General features: G+C 69.5%; 21 protein-coding genes and 2 pseudogenes. 9 read left to right on the top strand and 14 right to left on the bottom strand.

Annotation, left to right across the window (positions count from 1 at the left end; translation table 11 throughout):
* Positions 1–171: 171 nt before the first annotated feature.
* Positions 172–963: a GNAT family N-acetyltransferase gene (locus tag ADL15_RS09970; RefSeq protein WP_067687528.1), complete on the top strand. Its 792-nt coding sequence runs from the start codon at positions 172–174 to the stop codon at positions 961–963.
* Positions 964–1071: 108 nt separating this feature from the next.
* Here ADL15_RS09970 and ADL15_RS09975 read toward each other — a convergent pair whose 3' ends face one another.
* From ADL15_RS09975 to ADL15_RS09985, 3 genes are all read right to left on the bottom strand, one after another.
* A complete protein-coding gene (locus tag ADL15_RS09975; RefSeq protein WP_157441271.1) occupies positions 1072–3651 on the bottom strand; it encodes a DUF6493 family protein in 2580 nt (859 codons plus the stop codon).
* Positions 3652–3852: 201 nt separating this feature from the next.
* Positions 3853–5517 (bottom strand): AfsR/SARP family transcriptional regulator, encoded by a 1665-nt coding sequence (locus ADL15_RS52785; RefSeq protein WP_157441272.1) that lies wholly within the window; start codon positions 5515–5517, stop codon positions 3853–3855.
* Complete coding sequence (locus ADL15_RS09985) at positions 5499–7340, bottom strand: Hsp70 family protein (RefSeq protein ID WP_157441273.1); 1842 nt, start codon at positions 7338–7340, stop codon at positions 5499–5501. Before ADL15_RS09985 ends, ADL15_RS52785 begins: the two co-directional genes overlap by 19 nt.
* A 472-nt stretch (positions 7341–7812) precedes the next feature.
* Here ADL15_RS09985 and ADL15_RS09990 point away from each other — a divergent pair, with 472 nt between their 5' ends.
* From ADL15_RS09990 to ADL15_RS55200, 3 genes are all read left to right on the top strand, one after another.
* Entirely contained in the window at positions 7813–8652 is an 840-nt protein-coding gene (locus ADL15_RS09990) for a protein phosphatase 2C domain-containing protein (RefSeq protein ID WP_067687536.1), read from the top strand.
* 16 nt (positions 8653–8668) lie between these two features.
* Positions 8669–8944, top strand: a complete 276-nt coding sequence (locus ADL15_RS55195) for a tannase/feruloyl esterase family alpha/beta hydrolase (protein WP_394326925.1) — start codon at positions 8669–8671, stop codon at positions 8942–8944.
* A gap of 77 nt (positions 8945–9021) precedes the next feature.
* On the top strand, positions 9022–9207 hold the full coding sequence (locus tag ADL15_RS55200) for a hypothetical protein (protein ID WP_067687540.1): 186 nt from the start codon (positions 9022–9024) through the stop codon (positions 9205–9207).
* 123 nt (positions 9208–9330) lie between these two features.
* Here ADL15_RS55200 and ADL15_RS10005 read toward each other — a convergent pair whose 3' ends face one another.
* Positions 9331–9765, bottom strand: a complete 435-nt coding sequence (locus ADL15_RS10005) for an SMI1/KNR4 family protein (protein ID WP_083971088.1) — start codon at positions 9763–9765, stop codon at positions 9331–9333.
* A 118-nt stretch (positions 9766–9883) separates the two neighbouring features.
* On the opposite strand from ADL15_RS10005, the pseudogene ADL15_RS57020 reads away from it, so the two are divergent.
* Positions 9884–10000: pseudogene (locus ADL15_RS57020) on the top strand (transposase family protein); the annotation flags it as partial.
* Between the two features lie 199 nt (positions 10001–10199).
* On the opposite strand, the gene ADL15_RS55205 reads toward ADL15_RS57020, so the two are convergent.
* The 8 genes from ADL15_RS55205 to ADL15_RS10045 form a co-directional block, all read right to left on the bottom strand.
* The gene (locus tag ADL15_RS55205) at positions 10200–10595 is read right to left on the bottom strand and encodes an Imm1 family immunity protein (RefSeq protein ID WP_232344001.1); all 396 of its coding nucleotides are present in this window, start codon (positions 10593–10595) and stop codon (positions 10200–10202) included.
* Positions 10596–10717: 122 nt separating this feature from the next.
* Positions 10718–10933, bottom strand: a complete 216-nt coding sequence (locus ADL15_RS10015) for a helix-turn-helix transcriptional regulator (RefSeq protein ID WP_232344003.1) — start codon at positions 10931–10933, stop codon at positions 10718–10720.
* The gene (locus ADL15_RS10020; RefSeq protein WP_067687549.1) at positions 10930–11178 is read right to left on the bottom strand and encodes a hypothetical protein; all 249 of its coding nucleotides are present in this window, start codon (positions 11176–11178) and stop codon (positions 10930–10932) included. Before ADL15_RS10020 ends, ADL15_RS10015 begins: the two co-directional genes overlap by 4 nt.
* A gap of 163 nt (positions 11179–11341) precedes the next feature.
* A complete protein-coding gene (locus ADL15_RS10025; protein WP_067687550.1) occupies positions 11342–11590 on the bottom strand; it encodes a hypothetical protein in 249 nt (82 codons plus the stop codon).
* A gap of 108 nt (positions 11591–11698) precedes the next feature.
* On the bottom strand, positions 11699–12835 hold the full coding sequence (locus ADL15_RS10030) for a helix-turn-helix domain-containing protein (RefSeq protein WP_067687551.1): 1137 nt from the start codon (positions 12833–12835) through the stop codon (positions 11699–11701).
* 308 nt (positions 12836–13143) lie between these two features.
* Positions 13144–13416, bottom strand: a complete 273-nt coding sequence (locus ADL15_RS10035) for a hypothetical protein (RefSeq protein ID WP_157441276.1) — start codon at positions 13414–13416, stop codon at positions 13144–13146.
* Positions 13417–13435: 19 nt separating this feature from the next.
* Positions 13436–14002 (bottom strand): Panacea domain-containing protein, encoded by a 567-nt coding sequence (locus ADL15_RS10040; RefSeq protein ID WP_067687572.1) that lies wholly within the window; start codon positions 14000–14002, stop codon positions 13436–13438.
* A 186-nt stretch (positions 14003–14188) separates the two neighbouring features.
* On the bottom strand, positions 14189–14695 hold the full coding sequence (locus tag ADL15_RS10045; protein ID WP_157441278.1) for a hypothetical protein: 507 nt from the start codon (positions 14693–14695) through the stop codon (positions 14189–14191).
* A 333-nt stretch (positions 14696–15028) separates the two neighbouring features.
* On the opposite strand from ADL15_RS10045, the gene ADL15_RS10050 reads away from it, so the two are divergent.
* Positions 15029–15847, top strand: coding sequence for a nuclease-related domain-containing protein (locus ADL15_RS10050; protein WP_198170692.1), 819 nt, complete (start codon positions 15029–15031; stop codon positions 15845–15847).
* A 263-nt stretch (positions 15848–16110) separates the two neighbouring features.
* On the top strand, positions 16111–17145 hold the full coding sequence (locus ADL15_RS10055) for a hypothetical protein (RefSeq protein ID WP_067687578.1): 1035 nt from the start codon (positions 16111–16113) through the stop codon (positions 17143–17145).
* Positions 17146–17205: 60 nt separating this feature from the next.
* Here the strand turns inward: ADL15_RS10055 and ADL15_RS10060 are convergent, their stop codons facing one another.
* Positions 17206–17421: a DUF397 domain-containing protein gene (locus ADL15_RS10060; RefSeq protein WP_067687580.1), complete on the bottom strand. Its 216-nt coding sequence runs from the start codon at positions 17419–17421 to the stop codon at positions 17206–17208.
* Between the two features lie 13 nt (positions 17422–17434).
* Positions 17435–18271 (bottom strand): DUF5753 domain-containing protein, encoded by an 837-nt coding sequence (locus ADL15_RS10065; RefSeq protein WP_067687582.1) that lies wholly within the window; start codon positions 18269–18271, stop codon positions 17435–17437.
* A gap of 587 nt (positions 18272–18858) precedes the next feature.
* Here ADL15_RS10065 and ADL15_RS52800 point away from each other — a divergent pair.
* A complete protein-coding gene (locus tag ADL15_RS52800; protein ID WP_157441279.1) occupies positions 18859–19026 on the top strand; it encodes a hypothetical protein in 168 nt (55 codons plus the stop codon).
* A 72-nt stretch (positions 19027–19098) separates the two neighbouring features.
* A pseudogene (locus tag ADL15_RS10070) lies at positions 19099–19511 on the top strand (hypothetical protein); the annotation flags it as partial.

Raw genomic sequence — 19511 nt, forward strand, 5'->3', positions numbered from 1 at the left:
GTCAACCCGGCACGGCACCCGCCGGTCAGACCGGGACCGTCCCGCCGCAAGGCAGGACTACCAACCGTGTGCTTGCTAAAGCGCACTGAGAGGTAACGGCAGTACACCGCGCAGGACGCGGCCGAGGAACTGGACTCACCGGTCGACGACCTCCCGACGTCCACTCTGGCGGTGTTCGACGGCGCGACGATGCTCGGCTTCTCGGCGGTCCACTACAAGCCGACAGCCGAGATCGTCCACCGGGTGCATGCGGCCGGCGCCGTCCGCCCCACCCATCGTCGCCAAGGACTCGGGACCAAGCTCATGCAGCACGGGCTGGCGACCGCCAAGGCGCTGCACGCACTGCATCACCCCACGCTCGAACTGGTCGTCGAATCCATCTACGGCGAGCATGTTCACGGAGCCGTCGCCCTGTACCGTGCGGCAGCAATGACGGCGACAAAGTCGAGCCGGCACATGAGGCATCCGCTCGGCACCGCCGCTCCGCACGCCCCCATTCCCGACGGCCTGCGGATCGAGGGCTACACGGCCGAGACCGACGAGGAGTTCCGCGCGGTCCGCAACGAGGCCGCCCAGCACACGGGCGGGTCACCGCTCAGCGCCGAGGAGTGGGAGGTCTGGGCCGTGAACGCGAGCTTCCGGCCCGCGTTGAGCTTTCTGCTCCGTGACGTCGAGACCGGGACGGCAGCCGGCGTCCTGCTGGTCGTCTCGTGGGAGGCGGAGACGGTGGCGACCGGCGTCCGTGACGCGTACTTCAGGGTCATCGCCACGCGGCCCGCGTACCAGGAGCGCGGCGTGGCCGAAGCCCTGATCTCACACACGCTTCGGGCCGCGCAGGACCAGGGCTACGGACGGGCCAGCCTCAGGGTCGACGCCGACAGCTCGAGCAAAGAGTTCGGCGTCTACGAGAGTGCCGGGTTCGTCACCCAAGACACCCAGGTCCACTACTCCATCGCACTCTGAACTTTTTCCACCTCGATAGATCGGGTTCTCGGAATAGTGCAGGACGGTGCCGCTTGAACGGCGTGCGCGCGCTGCGGCGTCACCGACCCAGCAGCAGGCGGATGCCCTTCAACCGGGCCCTGCCATGCCTGCGGTCAGCGTGCTTCGCAGCCGCCGCGCCTGCTTCACCGCCTGTGAACCGGCCTTGCTGTCCGCCAGCTCGTCGAGGCCGGGCAGGTCGCCGGTCGCGCCGATCTGGGCGGCGCAGTCGGCGGCCAGCATCAGCACCCCGCCGAGCGTGCGCGGGCGGCGCGGCCGGGCCAGCAACGCGGGCAGCGCCACCGACAACACATTCCACACCATGCGGTACGCACCGGCGCGCGCCGCCTCGGCCAGCACCGGCGCGAAGTCGTACGGCTCGTCGCGCCAGGTCGTCCAGCGGCCCAGCAGCTCGCCGCACCACGGCTCGTCCAGGTCGCCACGTACCGTCGCCTGCAGCAACGCCTCGGCGACAGCCGTGCGGTGCGCCCGCTCGGACCGGGCCACGGCACAGGCGAGGACCGCGGTCAGCCGCCGCCCGGCCGGTCCGTCCGCCTCGACCAGCAGCGGCAGGTCGGGGAAGTACTCGTACAGCGAGTCGGGATGATCCAGCCAGTGCGCCAGCCCGTCGGCGAGATACTCGCGGAACACCGGCGCCACCGCGATCCACTCGGCCAGCGACGCATCCGGGAATTCCGTGCTGTGATGCCAGGTGGCGTCCAGCCGCTGATCGAGGTTGCGGAAGGCCGGGGTGAAGTCGTCACCCAGCGACGGCAGCCCAGGCCCGGAACCCGCGGTGTCCAGCCAGTGCGCAAGCCGGGTGCCGTCCGCGGTGCCCAACGCGGCCGCCGCGGCGCAGAGCCGCTGCCGTTCCGGTGTCTGCGGCACGCGGGTGCGCAGCAGTGCCTGGTCGAGGTCGGCGGGCCCGGCCCGCAGGCCCAACCGCGCGTACTCGGTGAGTCGTTGCACCAGCACGTCGGCGTCCAGCGCGCCGCTGCTCCAGCCCGGCGTGGCCAGCAGGAACGGCACCGGCTCGGTGAGCAGCCGGCGCGCGGCCTCGTACCAGCGGGCTTCCAGCAGATATTCGTACAGGCAAGGGATGCAGCGTTTGTGGTCGAACCTGCCGGCCATGTCGGGTGGGGCGGCCGGCACGTCGTCGACGGTCACCTCGCCCAGCACGGCCCGCAGCAGCTCGGCGAGCCCGGCGGGAATCCAGTCCCGCCGGCGGGTCACCGGCGCGAGCACCTCCGCCAGGGCCGCCCTGTCCCGGTACGCCGCCCGGATCAGAGCGTCGACCGCGCGTTCCCGATCGGTGGGCACCGGTGTGCGGGCGGCGAGTAGCGCGGCGATCTCCTGGACCGCCTCGCTCACGCTGTGCGGGGCGGCGGACGTGGGATGCGGCGCGGACACCGGGGGCAGCTGCGGTTCCAGGCCGGGCGCCGGGGCCTGTTCGCCGAGCGCGGCGGCGGCAACATCGCGCAGGTCCGGTGTCAGCAGGGGCAGCGCCTCGGTGAGCTGCGCCCGTACCGTGGGCTCGATCGTCGCAAGATGCCGGGCGGCGAGCTTCCACGCCTGCTGTTGCACCGCGCTGTCCTGGTGACCGAAAGCGGCGGTGACCGGCGGCAGCAACTCGGCCGCGCACTGCGGAGCGCGGCGCAACGCTTCGGCGACCAGCTTCAGGTGGGTGCGCACCAGCGTCTTCTCCGGCCGGGACAGCGCCGCGTGCGACGCCTCGGCCAGCAGGCCGGTGTCGAGCCGTCCCGCGTCCAGCAGCCGGCGCAGCATCTCCACGGCACGTCCCGCCACGGGTGCGTCGGCGCGCCCCGCCAACGCGGCCCAGTCGGGGGCGTGCGCGGCGAGTTCGTCCTCGGTCGGCGCGACGTCGTCCAGCAGCGCCCAGAACCCGCGCGGTTCGATCGGCCGCCCGCCGCGGATCAGGCCGTCGACACACCGCTCGATCAGCATCGCGCGGTCCAGCTCCCCGGTCAGCGTCACCGCGATCAGGTCCGCCCGCCAGTGCCACGGATGCTCCAGAAAAGTCCCGAACCCCACGAGGCCGAAAACCCGGGGCAAAAGCAGTGACGTGTACGGATCAGCGCGCAACGCCGCGGCAGCCGATTCCTCCTCTCCGGACCTCGGATTCGTGCGCACGATGTCGTCCAGCGTTCGTTCCCGGTGCCGCCGCCACTTGGTCAGCGCCCACTCCAGGGCGAAGCCGTCATCAACCGGCGGCTCGGCACCCGCCATCCACACCAGCCCTCGAGCCAGCCGGTAGAGCTCTCCGTTCGCGTGGCCGCTGAAGGGCCAGTCCGCCGGTCGCCGCACCGGCACCGCCGCGGCCACCCGCCGTCCGACATCGGCGAGCCACCCGCAGTCCCGCCCGGCGAACGCCTCCAGCTGCGGACCCGCCCACTGGGATGCCCCGCGCTGCCCGCGCCACAGCGAGATCAACGCCTTCGCGGCCTCCGACGGGGCGGTGACGCAGCCGAGCACGGCCAGCGTGACGCAGTCACGCAGCTCCCGCGGCGCGCCGGCATCAAGCCCCCGCTGCACCACGCTGAGCGGACGCCGCGCGGCTTGACGCGCCGCATCGTCCATCCCACCGAGCAGCTCCAGAACCCGGCCCCGGTCACCCGCCGCCGCGACCTCCACCAGCGCAGCAGCGGTCATCGGTGTCCCTCACCGGCCGGCGCGAACCCGCTCGCACCACCGCGAGCAGCACCAGAGCGAACACCTGCGCCCACATGTCGGCTATTGATCACCCGCGCGAGCGTAGACGACCCGGCACACCCATCCAGAGCCGACGGTCCACCCCCTGGTCGTCCTCACCAGCGAACCGGGTGATCGGATCACCGGCCGGGATGAACAGCGTCACTGCTGCAGCGCCCGCACCGCCGCCTCGTCGCCGAGCTCTGACAGCACCGCGATCGCCCGCTCCCGCACCAGCGCGTTGTGCGGCTCCACCACCATCGCCGCCCGCAACAGTTCGACCGCCACCCCCGGCTCCGCGCCCTCGGCGAGATCCACATACCCGCTCAGCACCGCCCGCCGCAGCGCCTCGCGGGCCGGCACGATCCACGGCCACTCACAACCGGCCGCCACCTCCCCCGCATACCCGTCGACGACCACCTGCTGCGCCCGCCGCCGCTCCGCCGTCGTGATCGCGCGCTGCACCCCGGCGATCGCGGCCTGCAAGTGCCGGACGTCGACATCCACCGCCTCGGTCAGCCGGTACCGGCCGTGCTCGTGCCGGATCAGCTCCACCTGCGTACCCAAAAGGAAATCCTTCTTGAGTTCGCTGACCGTGATGTACAAGCGGTTGGTGATGGTGGCCGGCCGCAGGCCCGGCCAGATCGCCACGATGATCTCGTGCGCCGTCGCACCGCCGGGGTGCACCCCGAGGTACGCCAGAACCTGCAGTCCCGCGCTGCGCCGCACGATCACCGGGTGCCCACCGACGGTCAGTTCGCACCCGCCGAGCAGCCGCAGCCGCGCAGCAGCCGGTCGCGGCCGGGGCCGCGACTGCGCAGGAGCCTCTTCCGGTCGCACCGCGGTGAGCAGTCCGAACAGGTCGGCGGCCGCGCGCGCGTTCAGCACACACAACCGCCGGACGCCGGCGATCGTCCCGTCTGCGCCGACCTCCCACCGGCTCGCCGCGGCGTCGGCGCCAAGAGCCACCCACGTGCCCGTGCCCGGCGTCGCGCACACCGTGAGCGCCACCTCGTCCGCGCCGGAATCGGTCAGCTCGTCCACCGCGCGCAGACCCGCGGGCACCGGTCCGCTCAGGTACGGGTCCTCCAGCAGCTCCCCCAGATCCGCCCAGCTCACCACGACCCGGCGCCCGGCCAGCAGCAGAGAGATCAGTAGCCCGCGCAGCGCGTCGCGGGCACCGGGTCCGCTCAGCGTCACGCCACCGGGTGGCACGTGCTCGACCAGCGGAACAGCCGACCCGCCATCGGTGCGCACTGCGGTGAGAACGTTGACGGTGACGGGCAGCGGGTGCACATCGGAGCCGGGCGACAGCGGCCGGTACTCACGGCGGCGGCGCAGCCAGAACGCGGCGGCCGTGGTCGCCACCGCCTGTCCCACCGCGACCGGCACCCAGCCGGCCCCGTCCGGCAGCTCCACCCCCGAAGCGACCACCTCACCGGCCGAGCTCGCCGCGACCGCGGGCGCCGCCGGCGCCACCACCGCCACCACGGCAGGAGCGCCCAGCACCACCGCACCGGCCATCGACCCCGCGGTCAGCTGCACCGGGCTCGGCATCCGCAGCTGCGCCCGCGCCCGCCGCACCCCGCCCCGCAGCAGATACCCGCTGGCCACCAGCCACAACAGCGCGATCGGAATAGCCGCCAGCACCACGATCTGACCCAGACTCGGCGGTCCGCCGTCGACCAGCTCGCCCAGCGGCGGCAGGCGCGGCGACCAGTGCAGCACCGCGAACCCGGCCACCACCGGCGGCCCGGCCACCACCGCGATCGCCGCCAGCACACTTCCCGCCGCCCGGACCGCGCGGATCACCGGAGCAGAGCCCACAACCGCTGCGCCCACCACCCGGCCACCGCCAGCGCGACGGCGACACCGACACCGTTGTCCAGGCGCCAGTCGGAGAGCAGGAATCCCGCCGTACCCAACGCGATCGCGCCGATCAGGCGCAGCACGGCAACCCGGGCCAGCAGCACCGCGATCCCGACCCCGACCAGCGCGATGCCCGTCCGCGACCCGAGGTGGATGTAGACACCCATCCACGCCGGATAGGCGAGAAACCGCAGCTGCGACGCGACCAGCATCCCGGCGCCCATCATCAGCACCGGCGCCATCGGGATCGCCAGAAACGCCTCCCACCCGCCGGGTGGCCGGTCACGGCGATGGCGGATCTGCCAGGCAACGGCGATCACCAGCACCGCAGCGGGCAGGATCGGCAACAGCGTCCAGCGCAGCGGAATACCGAACGGGTACAGGAAGTACAGCGCCGCCGACGCCCCGTACAGCGCGGCGACGATCCCGCCGAGCGCCACCCCGGTCAGCAACCCGGCCGCCAGCTGCCCGTTGGCATTCCACCGATCGTGCAGCCGCTGGTCACGGGCCAGTGCGGCACCGAACCACGGCCCGGCGCTCACCCCGACCACCAGCGCCAGCACGCACCCGGTCGCCAGTTCACCCCAGTGCGCCATCACCCACCAGGGCCGCTCGTGCAGCAGCCGGGAACCACTGAAGACCGCCGAGTAGAGGGTGTGGGCGAACAGCGCGAGCGACAGCACGCCCGGCAGCAACAACCCGAGCACCCGACGCAGGGGCGGCAGCGGCTCCTGCTGCGCGGTGTCCGCCGGCCCGTCGAGCGTTCCGGCCGCCTCCACGGCGCCGAGCAGGGCCGTTGCCGCCGGCATCGGAACGACCTGCACCGGTACACCGAGGCGCTGCTCCAGCGTTGGGCCCACGGCGGGCATCGCGGCGGCCGCGCCGACCACATAGACCGCCGCCAGATCCGCGGGGGTCAGCTCCGCCGCCACGACCGCGGCCGACGCCAGGTCCGCGACCCGATGCAACACCGGCAGGGCGGCACTCTCGACCATGGCCGCGTTCAGGATCACCGCTGGTTGCGGCTCCGGCAGGGGTACGGTCACCGCCGGCTGCACGGAGACCGCTTCCTTGCCCGCCCGCATGCTCGCCAGCACCGGCCACGACGGGGTGCCGTCCGGTACCGGGACGGCCGCGACCAGCGCCTGAGCCAGCAATCCGTCAATCGCCTGCCCACCGGCGTTCGCCGCGTGCAGGGTGGAGAGCACCTCGAACCCGCGCGGGCCGCGCCGCAGCACGGTCGCCTCCGTCGTCGCCCCCACATCGCAGACCAGCACGAACGCGCCGACCTGCAACTGCGCCCCGTCGAGCAACCGCTGCCCGGCGGCCGCGACCGGCGCCTCCACCAGCTGCGGGAGCCCGAGCCCGGCCTGGTGCGCGGCCCGGCGCAGCCAGGTACGCCGCCGCGGCCCCCACCCGGCGGGAACGGTCATCCGTACGTCCGCGGGCACGGCCCCGAGCAGCCGGATCGCTTCCGCACTGACCAGCAGCAGAGTTGCCGTGACCAGGTCGCACACCTCGACCTCACGCCCATGCCGGCTCACGGTCCCGGCCCCTTCGGCCAGCGGAGCACCGACGAAACCGTCCGGGTCGACGGCAGCCAGCCGCCAGGCGGCGCTGCCCACGGTGATCTGCCCGTGCGCGTCGACGTGGGCGGCACTGGACGGTTCCGCACTCCCGTCGATCATCAATGGCTGCCAGGACTGCCCGGGGACGACAACGACAGCGCGGGTGCAGGCGGTGCCGTAATCGATCGCCAGACGCGGCGCTCCGATCTGCATCGCCACATACAAACAGATGATCGCCAATACGTCAGCCCTGTTTCAGAAGCTTTCCATCACCCCCCTCTCCTATTCAAGATCGTAAGTCGGTTTTCGATCACCTGTTCCGTCCGAAGATCGCGCCGCCCCACTTGTCGCACGTCAGCCCGCCCACCGGAGCACCGCCGGCAGCGCACAGCCGGTCGAACAAGATCCATGATGCGGCCGGATGGGCACGCCAGCGATACGTGCAGACGATTGCCGCACAATTTCGCCCGCACGCCAAAAGGCTTTGCTCACCATCCGGCGATTCACTAGGTTCTCCGATGGCGCGGCAGGAACTGCGGCACTCCCGGCGAGCAACGCCGCGCGGCAGTTACCTATACCTGGCCCGCCATCTGCCGGAGAAATACGCTGAAGTCAGTACGCGCCGCTGGTCGATGGTCATCGCCAGTGACCATGATGGTGAGACCTTGACCCGAAGCGAGCCACTATGCCCACCTCGCGTTCACGAATAACGGCCGCCCGAGTCCGCACCGCCGACCGGCCCGGACGGAGCCGGCCGACCGAGGACCGCATTTTCCGGACCAGCAATGCAGTCATCCTGCTCGATGGGGCATCTCAGCCCGACACCAGCGATCTGGACGGAGGCTGGTACGCAGAGACCCTGGGCAGGGTCCTGCGCCACGCTCTCACCGCTCTGCCGACCGGTGACCTAAACACACTGCTCGCCGACGCCATCGAAGCCGTTGCCGTCGCAAACCGGCTCGTCGCCGGCAACGGACCATCCGCCACCGTCAGCATCGTCCGCTGGACAGATCAGGACATCGACGTCCTCGTATTGGGCGACAGCCCGGTCGTCGCCGCGACCCGGACGGACGAAATCTGGCATATCACCGATGACCGGCTCAAACAGGTTGGCCGCGACGAACGCCGCGTTCTGACCGCAGCCAACGGCTTCGCCGCCGCCAATCCGGGCCGCTGGCGTGAACTTGTTCTTGCAGAGCAGGCAGCCCGGAACAAGCCGGGTGGTTACTGGATCGCCGAAGCCTCCCCCGAAGCTGCGGCCCATGCACACCACGCCTGCTGGGCGCGGGAACAGATGACGGCGATTCTCCTGATGAGTGACGGCGTAGCCGCCGGAGTCAATCGCTATGGCATCCCACCCGACTGGACCATGGCCTTGAAGATCGCTAAGACAGATCCGGCTCAGCTCGTCGACTTAGTGCACGACACCGAAGCCAGCGACCCTCAGGGCGAGCGGTGGCCGCGCTCTAAACAGCACGACGACAAGGCGCTGGCGATCGTCGAAATGCACTACCCGGAGGCATAACCTGCTGTGCGGGAACATCGACTTCTACGCCGACGCGACCGACGGGTGCGTGCCGCTGACCCGCGGCGACTTCGTCCTGGCCACCACCAACCAGGGCCACGTCGGCGTCGCCGGCTTCGACGCCACCTTCGGCGCCGACCCACAACTGCGGGTCGACTTCGGCTACCGGGCCGACCACGTCGTCGCGCTCGTCGCCAAACGGCTCATCACGCTCTACTACGGGCAAGCCCCGCGCTACTCCTACGCTACTCCTACTTCGACGGCTGCTCACAGGGCGGCCACCAGGGACTGACCGAGGCACAGCGCTACCCACACGACTTCGACGGCATCGCCGCCCGCGCCCCGGCATCGCTGCTCACCTCGCTCATCGTGTGGTCCACCGGCTGGCACGCCACCCTCAACTGGGTCGAGAACGGCATCGCCCCCGACCAGCTCATCGCCACACAACGCCAGGACGACATCCCCTGGCTCGGCTCGTTCCGCTCCGGCTACGAGCAGACCTGCACCTGGCACAACGGCCACTGGACCTGCACCCCGGCGCACAAACCGAGCTGACCGGGGCGACTCGGCGTCCTACTCCCCGACCGCAGCCAGGTCCCGCTCGATCCGGGCGAGCCACGAGTCGACCGCCAACGTCGTCACCTGAGATCGTGGACCTCGGTAGACGGCGGGTCGGTCTCAGATGGTGATCGGGTTCATGGACTGGATGAAGGTCGCCCAGTCGCTGGTGATCAGGCGGATGTTGTCCTCGGTCGGCGGCTCGCCCTCGTCGGCCTCGAATTCGTGGTCCCAGAACCAAACGGATCCGAAGTCCTTCTCACGCAGGGACAGCGCGAAGAGGTTGCCGCCCTCGTCACGGGCCACCGGGAGCAGCCACTCCGGAACCCGGCCAGCAAACGTATCGAGGCGGCTGAAGATGCTGGCGATCGGCTTGACGTCGCCGACGGAGAAGACCGTGTGCAGGTACTGGTCGTTGTTGTCCATCCGGCCGCCGTCCTGCTGCAGCAGGTGGTCCCGGTACGACGCCGGCAACGTACGCCCGACCCGTTCTTCCAAGCGGGCGAGGTTCTGCGCGCTCGCGGGCTGCTGCGGCTGGTAGTAGGGCACTGCCATGATCTGGAACCTCTCCTTATCGTCTCAAGATCGCTCGACCACCGGCGTGCCGGACGCCGTCATGGACGTCCGTGGGACAAGCTGCATGGTTACTGCCGCCGTGCGTGGTGACGTGGGCATGTGTCCTGCCTGCTCGAAGTCGTCGTCGCGAGTCCATTCCCGGTACCGGCGCACGGTGACCGACGCCCCGGTGGCCGGGCGGCTGGTACGAGTCCTGCTGAGAGTGCGCCGGTTCTTCTGCGACAACCCTGCATGCCGGAGCAAGAACTTCGTCGAACAGGTCGACGGCCTGACTCGACGCTGGGCATGTCGACGACTTCGCAACCAGGCGCGGCCAGAACCACGTAAGCGGTGTCCTGCTTGCCTAGCGAACGACGCCGGCACTCGCCGAGGCAGGAAGACCGCTGTGTTCATGAACTTTCGAGCGGCAACGCCTACACCTCGACCCAGTTCATCAGCGGAGACAGCTTGCCGTGCTCGCAGAAGTAGCGAACTGCTTCGACAGCCTCCGCGGTCGGCACCGCAGCCGATGGAGGAAACTCCGACCAGTGCCCGTAGTAGTGGAACACCACGCCCTCACCGTCTCGCACCCGCGCAGGCCCCTGGCTGCTGAAGTACGGCGGCATCTTGGATGCGCCCACGTAGCTCAACACTGAGATCTCACGGCCCAGCCCGATGGACAGACAATCGCCATCGTCGAGAGTCACCTCAGCGATCAATGGCAGGCGGGCAGCATCCTGTTCCGCCTCCGCGAATGCGTGCCGGAACTCCTCGTCGCAGGTAACGAGATGGCCATCTTCGTCATCCCGCCACTTGATCTTGGCACGCAACCTGCCTCCTCGGGTCAGCGCGATACACGGACCCATCCAAGATCATTCACACAGTTCGCGCCAGAGCCCGTTTGTCGCGAGCCTTCACCGCGCCGAACTTGAAGCATCGTTTCCTGGCCGCGTCAACGGCCAGGCTGTTGCCCGAGGGACCAGTTCTCGATGTCTTCCTCCAGCCACACGCGCCCCATGGCCAGCTCTTGAAATGGCTTCGGAAAGTCCGGGCGATCCGCCAGTTGGTGGATGCGCTGGCGGGAGAGGCCAAGAATCAGGCGGATCTCGAAGACGCCCACCAACCGGGGCTTGCCGGACGTATCAGACCGCATCTCGTGATCGCTCATAAGCAGTCCTGCCACTGTGGCGGGCGTTGCAGGATGGCGACGGAGCGCTCCCCCTCAAGCGTGCTCGCGATGTCGACCCGGAGGATCGGGATCCGCTCGCCGGAAGACTGCCCGCTCGGGGCCGCACCGACGTGCAGGATCTCGCCACGGCCGGGCGGCATCATCGCGACACCGGCCCCGGCCAACGCCGTCGCCGTCCGGAGCGGTCGGCGGATGCATTGCTGGTAGAGGGCCAGGAACGGCACGGCAGGCGCCTCGCGTGCCGTCTGGTCGAACAGGTCCAGAGCTTCGCGGCGAGTGGAAGGCCGTCGCCATACGCGGCGACCAGTTCCGCGATGCCGTGATCGCCCGGGTACCGGCGGCCGCAGTCAGCGCAGAACGCGGACGGCCCGGTCGGCTCGTGGCGGGTCACCAGGACCACCTGGTCCTCGCGGCCGGCGTCACGACACCCAGCCGGACCGGGACACAGGGGTAGACCTCGAAACCGCACGTGCAGTCCACCCGCCATGGCCGGTGCACGCGGCGCCGGGGTCCGTGCGTGATCGTGTAGTGGGTCATGCCGATCGCCTTCGCCCAGAGGTCGAGGGCGACGGCGGGCGGGGCCTGCTGGACACCCGGTACCCGCCGCCGCCGAGTCGCGGCGAGTGCCTCATCCACAAAGCCGCGCCGTGCTCGCATCCGATCGTGGCCGAGCGATCGCTGAACAGGAACGGCCGCTACGTCCCATTTCACAAACCCGATCATGGGTACGTGGGACGAAACGTCCTACCCGACGCCGAGCCGTCGAGCCAGGCCCCGCACTCCGGGTGACGGTCGCCGTGCCGAGAGCAGCTCGCCGACCACCGCCCTCGGGAACGTCTGATACCGCATCCACTGCGGCGCGGTCCGCTCCACCGCGAGCAGCACCCGCTCCGCGTCCCGGGACCGGCCCAGCCGCGCATGGGCGTGCGCCAGGTCCACCTTGTGCCGGGCGCGAGCCGCGAGCGGCAACCCCGTGCGGCGCGGCATGTCCGCGGCGACGTCAAGCGCCCGCGCGTAGTCACCCGCGACGACCGCCACGTCGACCCGTTGCATCACCACCTGGCTCACGCCGAACGCGGTGTTGTAGTCGTTGCGATCCTTCCCGAGCCGGACCGCCGCGCCGTGCGCCGCCCGCAACAGGTCCTGGGCCTCGTCGTCATCGCCGGCCCGGGCCGCCGCTGTCGCCGCGGTCACCAGCAGATTGCCCCACATGCTGACCGCTTCTGGCGCCGCCTTGCGCCGCGGCTCCATCGCGTCGGCGGCTCGCACCGCGGTCGCTACCGCGTCGTCCGACCGGGCCTGGTTCAGCAGCACCCACGACTGGGTGCCGACCACCGCGGCGCGCAGCAGCGGATCCTGCGCGGCGGACAGGGCCTGGTCGACGGCCACCAAGGACAGGTCCGCGTGTCCCAGGTGGACCAGGGTCGCCGCCGCGATCTGCGCCGCCTCGGCGAACACGTCGCCGGCGCCGGACCGGCGGGCATCCGAGATGACGCCTGGCAGCACACTGGAGAGCAGGTCGTAGTCGCCGCGCCAATACGCGCCCCACGCGTCGGCGACAGTGCCGCGCAACTCGTCGACGGGCACCGGATCGCCCGGCTCGTCGATCACGGGCGTCAGAGCGCGGCGCAAAGCGAGCAGGCCACCACCGGCAGGAACGCTCTGCAGGTGGGTGGGTTTGCCGACGAGGTAGGCCAAGTCGACATCCAGGGCGGTGGCGATGGCGGTCAGGGTCGGCAGCCGGGCGGACGACTTGCGGCCCTGCTCAAGGCGCTGAATCACGTCGATGCTCACGCCTGCCCGGTCGGCGAGCTCGCGCTGCGTCAGGCGGGGCATCCGCTCGCTGCGCAGTTCGTAGATCCGGCTACCGATCTCGTTCATCGTGGGCTCCCCTGCTTGCGGTCAGGGCGGAAGCGGCCCAGCCGCCGGCCTTCGACGCTACGCCCGCAGGGCATAGCCGTCGCCCCCCACAAATGGCTCAGAGACCGTCGAGCAGCATCGCCGCATTGCAAGGCCAAGTGGGTCGCCTGTTGGCGGTCACGGATGAGCGGACATCCACGACGGCTCCGTCAGCCTCGCCTGCATCCTGGTCGCAGCGGTTCAGCGACCTGACGAACACGATCGAGGCGCGCTTCACCCGCCTCCCAACCCTCGTCGCCGGGTCCGGGATTTCGTCGCCGGGCTTGTTCCTACACCGGCCATGACGCGGTGCCGATCATCGAGCAGTACACCGTCCAGTCGGCACGAAACACTCGATACGTACAGGTCACGACCTGCCCGGCCTCGTTCAACGTCCCGGGGATCGCGGCGAACAACAGATCGTCGAAACCGGGAACGAACCGGGCACCTTCAAAGGGATTCTCGGCCCGCGACATCACCCACTCCCGGACCGTGATGTTGATCTGCAGCGGCGGCTCACATTCCTGCACCCACCAGCTGATCCACCGATCGAAGTTACTCAACAGCCACGGGTGCCCACCGTCAGGCACTGAGCTGGGCCTGCAGGTCAGCCAGCTGGGCCTGCAACAACGCCGTCTCATCCCGCAAAGGCTCACCGGCAGCAGGACCGAGGTCGGCGCCGGCCGTCAACTCGACCACCTTCGCCAGGGTGAACCAGACCTCACCCTCGTCGTGCACGTCGTCGGAGCGGAAGTAATCCCGCATCGCCACGTTCGAGATCCGCACCGAGCCACCTCGCGGCCGATCACGGTCGGCGTCACGCCACGGGTCCTCGGCGTGCGCGAGATGCATCAGGTCGACGCCGGACAAGCCGCCGTACCGGGTGACGACATAGTCGACGCAGTTCAGTTGTCCGTCCGACAACGGGCGGACAACCACCGGTAGATCCCCGTTGCGTTCGGCGTTCCACAAGCTGCCGACGACCGGGCCCATGTCCCAGGCCGAAATCGCCTCGTCGAACATGGGATCACCGGTCGCAGCCAGGTAGTGAGCCTGGACGTAGTACAACAGCTTGTGCAGCTTCAGGACGGGCAGGCCGGGTAGCCGTTCACGGAGAACGACAGCGACGTCGTACGCAGCAACGGTCATGCCCCCAGAATACTGCGACGGCACGACAGATTCGGGCCAGCAACGGCCGCCCGCATCGCCCGCCATGTCGCCCTCACAGGCAGGTCGGCCGCCTTGCGATCGCAGTTCCCGCCGCAGGAGCGCACCCTCGCGAATCCGGCCGGACCACAGGCCGACCGTGTCGTCAGACCTGGCTGTCCATGCCAGCTACCAGGTCGGACAGATCCGTTCGTGAACCACGGCAAGGATCTTCTCCGCCTTGGCCAGACTGAAGCCTGCCGGGTGCTTCGGCGTGGTGAACCGGTACTGAGCCAGCTTGATGAGCTTCGCCTGGTCGTCTGGCCACTCACGGATGCTGCTGCACTGGTTGCGGCCACGGGACACCAACGTGTCCGCGCTCTTGGTGGCCATGTCCGGATCGATTTCTACGAGATCCGCGACGTACGAGGCTGCGACTGCAGCGTTCGGTTTCGGAGGCAGCGAGCTGACGTAGCCACTCCCGGCGGTCGCTGTTGCGGACGCCTGCGAGGAGGCAGAATCCTTCGCTGCGGCGGCTTGGGGGCCTTTCTCATCATCGCCGGTGAACGCCGCCACGGCGACACCGCCACAGCACGCCACCATCGCGATCGTCAGCGTGACAGCGAGCCAGGTTGGTGTTTTACGTGCCGGCTTGGCAGGCGTTTTCGGGTTCTCTACTGCTTCGTGCGATTGCATCTCGTCCTGCCCAGCTCATCAAGATCAACTATCTACCGGTGAAGGCTAACTACGCGCCCAGCCGAGTAAGCCCGCCAATGAGCCAGACTTCCCCGGCCATCCGCAGAACACCCCGCCGCGGACGGCCACCCCATCCCGACCAACTGCTGACCTCACGACCATGAGCCCCGCCAAGCGCGTCCGATAGCTCTGTAGTTGCGGAGGCACGGCTGGGCTCGTCCCGTGTAAGGGCGGCGAAAGGTTCCGTATGGGCCCTGTCAGCTGCACGAACGGCCGCATCGACCCTGATCGCTCCTAGCGTCTTCCGCAGTTGCGGAAGCAAGGGAGATGCCGATGCAGGTACAGGTCCTTTCGAACCACAGCGGCCAGCAACTCGACCGCACCATCGGGCAACTACGCGAAGCCGAGACCGCCGCGGCCGCCTGGCGCAACGAGCACGGTCGCGCCTGGAACGACCTGGAGGAGTCCCGTCGCACCAAGCCGTGGTGGCGCCACAAGCTCGGGCTCACCACCGTCGCCGAGCAGGAGGCGTCGGCCCGCACCCAGCTGGCCTGGCACGGCGTGCTCACCGCCGACCAGAACCGGCAGCTCATCGACACTCGGGCCCGGCAACTGTCTGCCGGCATGTCCGGCGAGCAGGCCCTGGCCGACGGGCTCGCCGTCCTCGACGACTCCTGGACGATGCTGCGCGGTTATCGCAATCGCCGCGGCGAGACCGACCACCTGCTCGTCGGCCCCACCGGAGTGTGGGCGATCGAGGTCAAACGACGCCGGATCCGTCTGCATGTCATCGGCGAGCAGTGGTGGTACGAGAAGCTCACCGCGCAAGGACGCTGCACCGAGGTCGCCGCCGCGGTCGACGCCGGCGGCCGCACCTGGGGTCGCCAAGTCACCGACGTCGCCGCTGACCTCGCCACCTGGCTCGCGCACAACGGCCACAGCCTGCCCGTCCGAACCGCAGTCATGATCATGCACGAGCAGGCCCGGCTCGGCCGCTGCGAGAGCCCGGACGTGAACGTCGTCGGCACCCGCGTCGTGCACCTGCTGTGGGCGATCGAGCGCTCCGCCACCGTCCTGACCGCCCCGCAACGCCAAGAGATCGTCGCCCTGATCCGCCGCGACCATTCCTTTCACAGCGAGCGCCGCGGGTAAGTCATTGCGGGGTGGGCGGAGACACGCCCAGGTGCGACGACAGCTCTGCATGACGCCGCACCACGAGGCGCTGCCGGACAAAATCCCGGTAACCATCGACCAACGTTGGCTAACCTCGAACCTCGCACCGCAGAGTTCCCGCCCCCTCAGCTACTGGCGGCCCGGGGCCGGCGCAACGAACCAAGCGCCGGCGGCTGCCAAGGTGGCCGATGTCTTGAACGGAATCCGCCCGCCTGTGGCGAGACTTGATGGGAGACACCGGTATGGCTCTTGACCTGTCGGCGCTGCATCGTGAGTCGCATGTCGCCTGGCTGGCACTGCAGGCCGCGATCGAGCATTACGCCCTGGTTGAGCTGCAGATCGCGGGCTCTGTCGTGCGGAATGCGGCGCCATCCGCGCACAGCTTGGTGGTGCACACCCCCGAGGGTGCCCGTTCGCATTACCGCTCCCGGCCGCTGATTTTGCGCGACGCCGCCGGGCAGGTGCTGTGGTTCGATCCGGAGGTGACCGGGCACCCGGACCTGTCGGCGACCAGCCTCATGGATGTCGACGTGAAAGCGCTGCAGAACGCCGCCCGTCGTGCCGCCGGGGCCGCCGACCTCTACTCGCATCGCCTCCACATCGGCGATCTCGCAGTGGACTCGCACAGCGAGCGATACGGCTGGGAGAGTCCGTTCAGCAAGAACCTGCTCAAACTCGACGTGGACATGGCGATCCGCGGCATACCGCCTGCACCGGTGTTCGCCCTCGACGAGTCGTTCCTGGAGAGTTGGCTCGGCAGAATGGAGGGCGGAGATGCCGGGCCTGGGGAGTACTACAGCTGGAACAGTCTGCAGCTGGGCCTGTGCGAACAGCCGCTGACCGCTGCGTCAATCGCCGAGATCCTGCAACTGGCCAACGACCAGCACGACGACAGCGGCCTGGAAACCAGCTTCCGGGTCCAGGACAACTGGGCAACGGTCACGCCCGCCGGGCACCTGCTTGTCGGAGTCGAGTTGCCGGCGGGTCGCCGCATCAGCATCGGCCCGCTGACCGATGAAGACCTCCACGCGCTCAGCGAGGGCCGGACGGAGGTCCAGGCAGTGGTGCTGGTCATCAAGGCAATCGCGGGGATGCTCAACGACGCCGCCGCTCAGGACGCACTGCTGAGCATGGTCGGCGTCGCGGACACCGTGCACAACGCCGCACAGTTGGCGCGGTGGGTCGCCGCGACGCGAGACCCGAGCTCTACCGTCGAGGACCGTGCGACGCCTCCGGCTGAACCCCCAGCGTCGCAGCCCGGCGCCCAACCCTCGTGACCAACGTCCCCGGACATCACACCTAGAGCTTTCTGGGCGGGCCTCGAAGATCGAAGGCAATCAGGCCGGCAGGTTGAACTCGCCGTCCTTGACACCGGCGAGGAAAGCGGTCCACTCGCCGGGAGCAAAGGTCAACGCCGGACCACCCGGGTCCTTGGAGTCGCGGACCGCGACGATGCCCGGCAGGTTGCCGGCGACCTCGACGCAGTTGCCGCCGTTGGAGCCGGATCGAGTGCTCTTGCGCCAGACCGCGCGCGAGAGATCTGGGGTGGTCATCACACGCTCGCTCTCAGGACAGATCGCCAAGCTGCTCGATGAGAGCCCGCGATTCCGCAGGTCCGAGGGCCGCGGCTCGCAGGTCATCCCACAACCTAGTGTAAGCCCGGACCAGGTCGGGTCTATCCAGATAGTCCGCGTCCGTGTAGCTCTCGGTGTAGATCACATCGGACGCCGGATCGTCGTCGAAGCGCAGGATGACGAAGTTGAACAGCGACTCGACATGGGTTTGCGCGTCAAACGGCAGCACCTGCAGGGTGACGGTGCGCCGGCGGCTCAGCTCCAGCAGATGGGCCATCTGGCCCTGCATCACTGCCGGCCCGCCGACCAGCCGGCGCACCGCCGACTCGCTGAGCACGACGGCCAGTTGAACGTCCTCGTCCAGGATGGCCTGCCGCTTGAGCCGGATCTCGATCTGCTGATCGAGCGCCGAGGCGTCGTCCGACCACGCGTCGGACAAGATCGCTCGGACGTAGTCCTCCGTTTGCAAGATCCCCGGGATGATCTCGGCCTGGTACTGCCTGATCTCGGACGCGTCGCCTTCCAGGTCCACGAACGTGCGGAACCAGGCGGGCAACTGCTCGCGGTAACTACTCCACCGTCCGCGCTGGCGACCCGCCTTGGCGAGTTCCCGCATGGACGATCCGACGGCATCGGGCACGCCGTAGGCGCGTAGCAGGAGCCTCAGATCCAACGGGCGCACCCCGCTCTGGCCGAGCTCAATCCGGCTGATCTTGCTGGACGCGGACTCGATCGCCTCGGCCGCTTCCTCCTGCGTCAGGCCGGCCTGTTCGCGAGCGTGTTTCAGGGCGATACCGAGGCGCCGTCGCTGGATGGTCGGGTTGGCCATCACCGCCTCCGCCCTGTGCGCATCGCGTGGCTCACACAAATTCACTGTAGAGACCGAGGCGTCACGTGCCTAGCCGCGCATGCGTCTCAGGTTCCTGTTTTCAGTCGCTTTACCCCCTAGCGCAACGCCTAGGGGTGTCTTAGCTTAGGAGTCTGACTTGGTGACTTGCATAGAGATCCAACTCCGAGTTGCAGATGGTGGCGCAAACGGCGCCCTCACACCTCAAGGGGATCCGCATGGAAGGAACGACGTACTTCGCCGCGTCAGCGGACCAGCTGCTGAGCGCGGCTCAGGCGACGCTCGACGAGCATGTGACATCGAGTGGGTCGGGCCGCTGTATCGCCTGTGGATCCTGGGGTCCGTGCCGGCGCCGGGAAAGCGCCACAGTGATCTTCTCCCGCACCCTGCGGCTGCCCACCCGTCAGCCCGGCGCCAGCCGACCCGGCCTGATCAACGCCCGAAGGATCCCGGATCCGCGGCCGGGAGAAACACCTGCGCAGCCCTGACCGCCGGCCTGCCGGCCACCGCGGTCAGCCGATATCCGCTCTGCCGGCGGCCACGCCGGCCCGAACCCCGAGGAGTGCCCGATGAGCAGCTTGACCCTCGACAGGATGGCCGAGGCCATCGCTGATCTGATGGCCGATCACGGCTTCGCCTTCATCGAGAACGACAAGCTTCCCGCCCTCGCTGTGACCTTGCAGGGTTTCCTGGAGACCGCCGGGCTACCGATCAACCCGCCGGTCGCGAACGCCTGAACAGCACAGGCCGACCCCTGGACGGCAGGCGCCGCCGCCCGGGTAAGGCCCGCGACAGGTTTCGTAAGGGTCGTGTCAGCTGCTCGAACCGCCGCGACCGCCCCGCCCGGTCATAGCCTCGCCGGTGACAGCGGGCTCTCGCGCCCGGCACCCGTCGGCGGGGAGGCGCTCGTGCGTACCGGTCTGCTCCTGCTGGTCGTCCTGGCCGCGCTCATCGCGCTGACCGGTTCACCCCTGCCGAGCCGCCCGCCCACCCAGTCCGAAATAGCCTGTTGGCTGTCCAGCCCCCTGCAGCGGCAATTCCTGCCCGGCCTGCTCGCCACCGTCGGCTGGCTGTTCTGGGCGCTGGCGGCACTGGCCGCCCTGCGGATCACCGCACGACGGACCCGCAGGCTCGCCCGGCACCTTCCGGGTCCGGCCCAGAGCCTCGCCGCCACCGTCGTCGGCACCGCAGCGGTCACCGCGGCCTACACCCCGGCATCCGC

Source organism: Actinoplanes awajinensis subsp. mycoplanecinus, assembly GCF_001509495.1.
In the GTDB taxonomy this organism is placed as follows: domain Bacteria; phylum Actinomycetota; class Actinomycetes; order Mycobacteriales; family Micromonosporaceae; genus Actinoplanes; species Actinoplanes palleronii.

What these genes read in the sequence shown, in the direction of transcription:
- ADL15_RS10015 (WP_232344003.1), bottom strand. Translation starts at nt 10,933, where the DNA reads ATGAGCGATCACGAGATGCGGTCTGATACGTCCGGCAAGCCCCGGTTG.
- ADL15_RS10065 (WP_067687582.1), bottom strand. Translation starts at nt 18,271, where the DNA reads ATGGCCAACCCGACCATCCAGCGACGGCGCCTCGGTATCGCCCTGAAA.
- ADL15_RS09975 (WP_157441271.1), bottom strand. Translation starts at nt 3,651, where the DNA reads ATGACCGCTGCTGCGCTGGTGGAGGTCGCGGCGGCGGGTGACCGGGGC.
- ADL15_RS10060 (WP_067687580.1), bottom strand. Translation starts at nt 17,421, where the DNA reads ATGACCACCCCAGATCTCTCGCGCGCGGTCTGGCGCAAGAGCACTCGA.
- ADL15_RS10030 (WP_067687551.1), bottom strand. Translation starts at nt 12,835, where the DNA reads ATGAACGAGATCGGTAGCCGGATCTACGAACTGCGCAGCGAGCGGATG.
- ADL15_RS10050 (WP_198170692.1), top strand. Translation starts at nt 15,029, where the DNA reads ATGCAGGTACAGGTCCTTTCGAACCACAGCGGCCAGCAACTCGACCGC.
- ADL15_RS10055 (WP_067687578.1), top strand. Translation starts at nt 16,111, where the DNA reads ATGGCTCTTGACCTGTCGGCGCTGCATCGTGAGTCGCATGTCGCCTGG.
- ADL15_RS10005 (WP_083971088.1), bottom strand. Translation starts at nt 9,765, where the DNA reads ATGGCAGTGCCCTACTACCAGCCGCAGCAGCCCGCGAGCGCGCAGAAC.
- ADL15_RS52800 (WP_157441279.1), top strand. Translation starts at nt 18,859, where the DNA reads ATGAGCAGCTTGACCCTCGACAGGATGGCCGAGGCCATCGCTGATCTG.
- ADL15_RS09985 (WP_157441273.1), bottom strand. Translation starts at nt 7,340, where the DNA reads ATGCAGATCGGAGCGCCGCGTCTGGCGATCGATTACGGCACCGCCTGC.
- ADL15_RS09990 (WP_067687536.1), top strand. Translation starts at nt 7,813, where the DNA reads ATGCCCACCTCGCGTTCACGAATAACGGCCGCCCGAGTCCGCACCGCC.
- ADL15_RS10045 (WP_157441278.1), bottom strand. Translation starts at nt 14,695, where the DNA reads ATGCAATCGCACGAAGCAGTAGAGAACCCGAAAACGCCTGCCAAGCCG.
- ADL15_RS10040 (WP_067687572.1), bottom strand. Translation starts at nt 14,002, where the DNA reads ATGACCGTTGCTGCGTACGACGTCGCTGTCGTTCTCCGTGAACGGCTA.